Origin of the sequence: Rhodococcus sp. R1101 (assembly GCF_000278445.1) — a bacterium.
Lineage (GTDB): Bacteria > Actinomycetota > Actinomycetes > Mycobacteriales > Mycobacteriaceae > Rhodococcus > Rhodococcus gordoniae.
Window position 1 is genome coordinate 1 of sequence record NZ_AJVB01000150.1, and the last position, 8,330, is coordinate 8,330.

At 69.4% G+C, this 8,330-nt stretch carries 4 protein-coding genes; 1 reads left to right on the plus strand and 3 read right to left on the minus strand.

Features of this window, described 5'->3' with window-relative positions:
• Positions 1-129 precede the first annotated feature (129 nt).
• From treY to R1101_RS0111615, 3 genes are read right to left on the minus strand one after another with little or no spacing between them, the layout of a single operon-like run.
• A complete protein-coding gene (gene treY / locus R1101_RS0111605) occupies positions 130-2,532 on the minus strand; it encodes a malto-oligosyltrehalose synthase (RefSeq protein WP_016933599.1) in 2,403 nt (800 codons plus the stop codon).
• A complete protein-coding gene (glgX, locus tag R1101_RS0111610) occupies positions 2,529-4,802 on the minus strand; it encodes a glycogen debranching protein GlgX (RefSeq protein WP_016933600.1) in 2,274 nt (757 codons plus the stop codon). Before glgX ends, treY begins: the two co-directional genes overlap by 4 nt.
• Before the next feature lie 47 nt (positions 4,803-4,849).
• The gene (locus R1101_RS0111615; protein ID WP_016933601.1) at positions 4,850-6,928 is read right to left on the minus strand and encodes an acyltransferase family protein; all 2,079 of its coding nucleotides are present in this window, start codon (positions 6,926-6,928) and stop codon (positions 4,850-4,852) included.
• Between the two features lie 150 nt (positions 6,929-7,078).
• On the opposite strand from R1101_RS0111615, the gene R1101_RS0111620 reads away from it, so the two are divergent.
• Positions 7,079-8,330 (plus strand): adenosylmethionine--8-amino-7-oxononanoate transaminase (locus R1101_RS0111620; protein WP_016933602.1); only part of this gene is annotated, 1,252 nt, incomplete at its 3' end.

Sequence of the window (8,330 nt, forward strand, 5' to 3'; positions counted from 1 at the left end):
GGGCGCGAATCTACGAGTCGGCGTCGGCGGGTTCGTACCGTCGGCGGGTTCGCCTGGAACCGGCGGCGGACCCGCCGACGCCAGGCCGAAGAAGACGCGCGCGACGCCCTCGAACCCTGAACGGCACCTCTATCCGGAATTCCGAACCCGCACGAGCGCTGCCACCGGCAGGGGATCGAGCAGATCGACGATCCGGACCGGCCCGGTGAAGGTGCGTCCGGTCAGGGCATCCGACCACTCGCCGTCCGGCAGGTGAAGAGCCGTGTCCTTCCATCCGGAACGCGACAGCGCCACGGTGTGGCGAGCGGACACCGCGAGCACGTCGAGATCGTCCGATGCGGGACCACGGCCGAACGCGAGAAGATGCTCGGCGGCCGGGCCGGTGGCGAGTATCGGCACGTAAGCCCCGCCGACGAAGCTCTCCGGACGTTCGCGGCGCAACCGGAGCGCCGTGCGCACGAGCGTGAACTTCGCCGGGGCCGAATCGGGGGCGTCGAGCAGTCGCCGTCGGGCGTCGAAGTCCACCGGCCGCCGATTGTCCGGGTCGACGAGCGAGTCGTCCCACAGTTCGGTGCCCTGATAGACGTCGGGTACACCCGGACCCAGCAGCTGCAGCAACTTCTGGCCGCACGAGACGGCCGCGACGTGCGGTTCGACCTCCGCGACGAACGAGGTCAGCTCGCCCGCGACGGGTCCGTCGAAGATCGCGTCCAGCCAGCCGTCCACGGCGGCCTCGAACTCCTCGTCGACCTCGGTCCACGTGGAGCGGGTCCCGTTCTCCCGCAGCGCCTTCTGTGCGTAGGCGTGAACCCGGTCGCGCAGTTCGGCGGTCACCACTCCGTCGAGTGGCCACACCCCGAACAGGGTCTGCCACAGGAACAGTCCGATCGCCGGATCCGGCGCGGGCGCACGGTCGTTCCACGACCCGAGCCGCCGCGACCACTCGTCGGCGACCTGCGAGAGCACACCGATCCTCGCCCGGACGTCCTCGCTGCGCTTGGTGTCGTGGGTCGACAGGGTGGTCATCGCCCGCGGCCAGTGCCGAGCCCGCTGGGTCCACGCGAGGTGGAATTCTGCCGGGGAGACGGAGAAACGGCCGGGTTGCCCGCCCACCTCCTGCAGCGAGATCAGCCGCGCCGCACGGTAGAACAAGCAGTCCTCGACCGCCTTGGCGGTCGCGGCCCCGCACACCTGGCCGAAGCGGGTCGCGGATTCGTCCCCGAAGGCCATCGCCCGGGCGAACACCGCGAGCGCGGGACCGAGCGAGGGGTGCGAACGGGCGAGATCGCCGACGATGCGCGGCACCAGGGTCGCGAGCGGCGCGTAGTCGGCACGATAGACGGGAAGCTGTGCGGCGACGGCGATCACGGCCTCGTGCAGCGCCGCGTCGTCGCATTCGGTGTCGCCGGTCTCACGCCGGATCGCTCGCACGAGCCGGCGTACCTCCGGTGCGAGCCCGTTCCCGAGCACCGACCGCTTGAGGTCGTGTTCGCGTGCGTGCAGCCACGATGCGTCGCCCTCTGCGCCGGTGAACCTGCGCGACAAGGCGTTCAGTTCCGTCTCACCGGACGGATCGACGAAGACCGCCGACAGTTCCCCGAGCGCGTCGTAGCCGGTGGTGCCGTCCACCGGCAGGGTGGCGTCCAACGGCTCGGCGTCGCCGAGGATCTTCTCGATCACGAGCCACCGCTCGGGGCCGATCACCTCGCGCAGACGCGCGAGATAGCCGGCCGGATCGGCGAGACCGTCCGGATGGTCGACGCGGATCCCGTCGACGAGATCGTCGGCGATCCACGACGCGACCTGCTCGTGCGTCGCGTCGAACACCTCCGGATCCTCCACCCGCACGGCGGCGAGATCGTCGACGGTGAAGAAGCGGCGATATCCGATCAGCCCCGAGTTCCACGCCACGAGACGGTAGGCCTGTCGCGCGTGGACCTCCTCGCCCGTGCCGGCGTCGGTTCCGGGGGCGATGGGAAATCTCTTGTCGTAGTAGGCGAGCAGAGGTTCGTCGCCGGAACGGTCGACGGTCAGGTCACGGACGTCGTCGTCGGACCCGAGCACCGGCAGGGCGATCCGTCCGTCCGCACCGTTGTCGTCGGCGAGGTCGAGATCGAAGAAGGACGCGTACCGGGACCCGGACCCGTGTTTCAGGACGTCCCACCACCAGGCGTTCTGGCGCGGGTCGCTCACACCGACATGGTTGGGGACGATGTCGACGACCAGTCCCATGCCCCGCGCGCGTGCCTCCCGCGACAACCGTTCCAGCCCCTCGCGGCCCCCGAGCGACTCGGAGACCGTGCCGGGATCGACCACGTCGTAACCGTGGGTGGACCCGATCGTCGCGCTGAGGACGGGGGAGAGGTAGACGTGCGAGACCCCGAGGGCGTCGAGGTAGTCGAGCACGGCGACGGCGTCGGCGAAGGTGCACTCGTCGCCGCGCATCTGGAGTCGGTAGGTGGACAGCACCGACGCAGGGTTCCCCGCGCCGCCGCCGCTCACACCTGCCGACTCCGTAACGTCCGAGGTCACCGGGTTCTCCGGAGCACCAGCACCGAACGCGCCTGCACCCGCACCGGTTTACCGGCGACGACCGTCTCCTCCCGCAGACCGTCGGGGACGTCGGTGTCGAGCGCGACCGTCCACTCCTCGGCGTGCGGGCCGTCGGGGGTGACGAACTCGATCGGTTCGTGATGGGCGTTGAAGCACATCAGGAACGAGTCGTCGACGACGCGCTGCCCCCGCTGATCGGGCTCGGGGATGCCTTCGCCGTTGAGGAAGACCGCGAGGGACTTGCCGAAGCCGCTGTCCCAGTCCTCCGGCATCATCTCGTCGCCGGCCGGGGTACGCCACGCGATGTCGCGGGACTGATCACCGCTGCGGATGGGCCGGCCTTCGAAGAATCTGCGACGCCGGAACACCGGGTGCTCGGTCCGCAGCGCGATCACATGGCGGGTGAACGCGAGCAGCTCGGCGTTGGACTCGGCGAGCGACCAGTCCACCCACGACAGTTCGTTGTCCTGGCAGTACACGTTGTTGTTGCCCTGCTGGGTGCGACCGAACTCGTCGCCGTGGGCGAGCATCGGCGTGCCCTGGGACAGGATCAGCGTCGCGAGCATGTTGCGCTGCTGGCGCCCGCGCAGCGCGAGGACCTCGGGATCGTCCGTGGGACCTTCCACCCCGCAGTTCCACGACCGGTTGTGCGACTCGCCGTCGCGATTGTCCTCACCGTTGGCGTCGTTGTGCTTCTCGTTGTACGACACCAGATCCGCGAGGGTGAAACCGTCGTGGGCGGTGACGAAGTTGATCGACGCGCCGGGGCGGCGGCCGGTGTCCTCGTACAGATCGGACGAGCCGGTCAGGCGCGACGCGAACTCACCGAGGGTGGCCGGTTCGCCGCGCCAGTAGTCGCGGACCGTGTCGCGGTACTTGCCGTTCCATTCCGTCCACTGACCGGGGAAATTGCCCACCTGGTAGCCACCCTCGCCGATGTCCCACGGCTCGGCGATGAGCTTGACCTGCGAGACCACCGGATCCTGCTGGACGAGATCGAAGAAGGCCGACAGGCGGTCGACGTCGTGCAGCTCGCGCGCCAGGGTCGACGCGAGGTCGAAGCGGAAACCGTCGACGTGCATCTCGGTGACCCAGTAGCGCAGCGAATCCATGATCAGCTGCAGGGTGTGCGGGTGACGGGCGTTGAGGCTGTTACCCGTTCCCGTGTAGTCCATGTAGTAGGCCTTGTCGTCGTCGACGAGGCGGTAGTAGGCGGCGTTGTCGATGCCGCGGAAGCTGATGGTGGGACCGAGATGGTTCCCCTCGGCGGTGTGGTTGTAGACCACGTCGAGGATCACCTCGATGCCGGCCTCGTGGAAGCTCCGCACCATCGCCTTGAACTCGGCGACCACCGCGCTCGGCTTGTTCGACGACGAGTACTCGGCGTGCGGCGCGAAGAACCCGAAGGTGTTGTACCCCCAGTAGTTCCGCAGGCCCTGGTCGAGCAGCACCTGGTCGTGCATGAACTGGTGCACCGGCATCAGCTCGATCGCGGTGACCCCGAGGTGGAGGAGATGGTCGATGATCGCCGGATGCGCGAGCCCGGCGTAGGTGCCCCGCATGTGCTCGGGGACGTCCGGGTGCGTCGCCGTCATGCCCTTGACATGAGCCTCGTAGATGACGGTCTCGTTGTAGGGACGCCGGGGCTGGCGATCCATCGCCCAGTCGAAGAACGGGTTGATCACCACCGTCGTCATGGTGTGGCCCAGCGAATCCAGTGCGGGCAGATCCGCGGCCGCGTCGGAGGTCCGTCCCGTCGCGATCGCCTCGGGTTCGACGGTGTCGTCGGGCGCGGTGGTGCCGCCGTCGGTGTCCTCCGATGCCTCGTCCGTGGCCGGGCCGGTCGCGGACTCGGCGCCGGGCAGCGGGTAGGAGAACAGCGACGGATCGCCGTCGAACGAGCCGTCGAATGCCTTCCCGTACGGATCGAGGAGCAGTTTGCTCGGATCGCATCGGTGTCCGTTCTCGGGGTCGAACGGGCCGTGCACGCGATAGCCGTAGCGCTGACCGGGTGAGACCGTGGGAAGGTATGCGTGCCAGACGTATCCGTCGACCTCTTCGAGCGGGATGCGGGTCTCCGTCCCCTCACGTGAGATGAGGCACAGTTCGACCTTCTCGGCGATCTCGGAGAACAGCGCGAAATTCGTGCCGGCCCCGTCGTAGGTCGCTCCGAGGGGGTACGGGGATCCCGGCCACACTTCCAGCGTCTCGGGCATCTCGTCGGTAGCACTCGCTTCGGTGGACTCCATGCCCGCCAACAGTAGTCTTCCGGCGGCCCGGACACCGGGTGAGCGCGTCACCACCAGCCGGTGGCGGGACCGAGTTGTCTGCCGAGCTCGGGCGTCAGCGTGCGGACGTAGGTGGTGGTGAGGTGGTTCTCGTCGCGGTAGACGAGGATGTTGCCCTCCACCGCCCGGCACAGGTCCGGGCGGCAGAACCTGTCGGACAGGTCGAGCAGCGACACGGTGGGCAGGTGCGCGGACGCGGCGACGGCCGGGTCGACCGGGTCCAGCGCCTCGCCCCGGGGCACCCCGCACGTCTCGGCGTTGCCGCCCCCGGCGAGGCAGTCGGCGGCCCGGTACGCGACGTCGTCGCGGAAGAGCCACGGGTTGTCGCGGATCGCGATCACCGGGATGCCGTAGTCGGCGAGCGTCTGCCACAGGTCGATGTACCAGAACGGAACGAAGTCGCCCGGCCCTTCGCCCTGATCCTTGGTGCGCGTCGAGGTGGTGAACACGTAGTCGGGTGGATCCGCGCGCAGTTCCGCGAGCACGGCGGTCGACCACGTGTCGCACTCGATCGTCGGGGACTCCTCGACGAGCGGGGCGAGCGGATCGGACAGCGGGCACCCCACCTTGAGATAGGTGTCGAGGCGGAAACCGTGTTCGATACCGAGCGCGTCGAGCGCGGCGAGCCAGTGCTCCGAATGCGACCCGCCGGCGAGCACCATGCGGCGCGTCGCGAGCGGATCGCCGTAGGTGCAGGTCAACGGTGTGCGATTGGTGTGCTGGGCGATGCAGTTGTCGAGCGTCGCAGGAGGCAGGTCGCGATGGGCGACCAGTAGCGGTGGTTGCACCGGCTGCGGCTCGGCAGAGACGGCGGGATCGAAGACGGCGGCGCCCGGATACAGCTCCGCCGGCAACGCCGAGGTGCGCTCGACCGTCTCGGCCGAGCGGTCGACGTAGGTGTGCCAGAGATTGCCGGCCCCGACGAGCGCGACGGCCGCGACCGTCACGAGACCGAGCACGGCCGTCCGGGACGGCCGAGGAGGGGCGACGCGGCGGAGGGGCTCCTCGAACCACCGGGTCGACGCCTCGGCGAGCAACAGCGACAGGACGATCACACCGAGTCCGCCCACGAGACCGGCCGACGGGTGCCCGCGCACGATCAGGTAGCCGATGAGGAGCGGCCAGTGCCACAGGTACAGCGAGTAGGCGATCGCCCCCAGACGCACCATCGGTGCGGACGCCAGCAGTCGCGCCGACGGGGTGTCGTGGTCGGGACCGGGGCCGACTCCCGCCACGACGAGTGCCATCGCCGCGCCGACGGGCACGAGCGCCCACGGACCGGGGAACAGGGCGTTGCCGTCGAGGACGAAACCGCACGCGAGCAGCACGACGAGTGCGAGCCCACCGAGCACGATCCGCAGCACACGCGGAACCCGCAGCCACGGTGACAGGCACACGAGCAGTCCACCGAGGGTCAACTCCCATGCGCGGGCGGCACTGTCGTAGTACAGCCACGACTGCGCCCGGTCGGACAGCACCGCGTACGCCAGCGAGGATGCGGTGAGTGCCGTGAGCAGCACCGTCAGCGGGATACGCACCGGCACCGACATCCGGCGCAGCAGCCACGCGAAGCCGAACACCACCACGAGCGCCGCGACGTAGAACTGGCCCTGCACTGCGATCGACCACAGGTGCTGGAGCGGACTGACCATGGGGTCCGCCGCCAGATAGTCACTGGCGGTGAGGGCGAGGTACCAGTTCTGGACGAAGAGCAGCGACGCCCCGGTCTGGTCGGCCACCGCGAGCCACTGTGTGAACGGCTGCAACACGACCGTGGCGACGGCGACGGCGCTGAGCACGAGGACGAGCGGGGGCAGCAGACGCCTGCCGATCCTCCGCAGGACGGGACGCGGGTCGAGCGGCGCCGGGGACTCGGCGGTCCGCAGCAGCGAGCCCACGAAGAAGAAGCCGGACAGTGCCAGGAAGACGTCGACCCCTCCCGAGACGCGGCCGAACCAGACGTGGAAGATCACCACGAGCGCGATCGCCAGTCCGCGCAGTCCGTCGAGATCGGCGCGCCGCGCGGGGCGGGTGCTCGCCGTCCGCGCGGCACTCTCGAGTTCTCGTCCCGAGGTGTGGACGGACATGTGACGGATACCCCCGGTGTCATGCGTGTTCGGCTGTACTGCCGCCCGGCGCCGATCAGTGCACCGGACGATTGCCGTGAGTGTTGTTCACGGCAACTCGGCAGACTACGCGGCTGCGGTGGGGGGCGGCCAACCGCCTACAGTCTGGGCGTGAGCAACTCCTCCCTCTCTCCCGAACGGATTCGCACCCTCGACAGCCGGCACCTGTGGCATCCCTACGGCGCGTTTCCGGCGCCCGCCGAATCGCTCGTGGTCGACCGCGCCCACGGTACCCGGCTCGTTCTCGCCGACGGACGCGAGCTGATCGACGGGATGAGTTCGTGGTGGGCGGCGGTGCACGGATATCGCCATCCGGTTCTCGACGCCGCGGTCCGGGACCAGCTCGAACGGATGAGTCACGTGATGTTCGGCGGCCTCACCCACGAGCCCGCCGCGCGGCTCGCGGAACTGCTCGTCGACATCACCCCCGAGGGTCTCGACACGGTCTTCCTCGCCGATTCGGGCTCGGTGGCGGTCGAGGTCGCCGTGAAGATGGCGGTGCAGTACCAGCGCGCTGTCGGCAGGCCCGGACGGCGTCGTCTGCTCACCTGGCGGGGCGGCTACCACGGCGACACCTTCGCCCCGATGAGCGTGTGCGATCCGGAGGGCGGCATGCATGCGCTGTGGACCGACATGCTGGCGCGGCAGATCTTCGCTCCCGCCCCACCGGCGCATTTCGATCCCGGCTACGTCGCGCAGTTCGAGGCGGTCCTGCTCGAGCACGTCGACGAGCTCGCGGCGATCGTCGTCGAACCGGTCGTCCAGGGCGCCGGCGGTATGCGCTTCCACGACCCGCTCTATCTGCGTGAGCTACGCAGGATGTGCGACGAGCACGGACTGGTGTTGATCTTCGACGAGATCGCGACCGGTTTCGGACGCACCGGGGAACTGTTCGCGGCCGACCACGCGCAGGTGAGCCCGGACGTGATGTGCGTGGGCAAGGCGCTCACCGGCGGGTACATGACACTCGCCGCGACGCTGTGCACCCGGGCCGTCGCCGAAGCGATCAGCGCCGGCGAGGGCGGCGGCGTGATGCACGGCCCGACCTTCATGGGCAACCCGCTCGCGTGCGCCGTCGCGGTCGCGGCGGTCGAATTGCTGCTCTCCCGCGACTGGCGCGCCGAGGTGGAGGCACTGAACGCGGGTCTGACGGAGGGGCTCGCCCCGGCCCGCGAGCTGCCGGGGGTCGCGGATGTTCGGGTACTCGGGGGTATCGGCGTGATCGAACTCGCCGACCCGGTGGACATGCGTGCGGCGACCGACGCGACGGTCGCGGCCGGTGTGTGGCTTCGTCCGTTCCGCAATCTCGTCTACGCCATGCCTCCTTACGTGTGCTCCACCGCCGACGTCGCGGAGATCACGT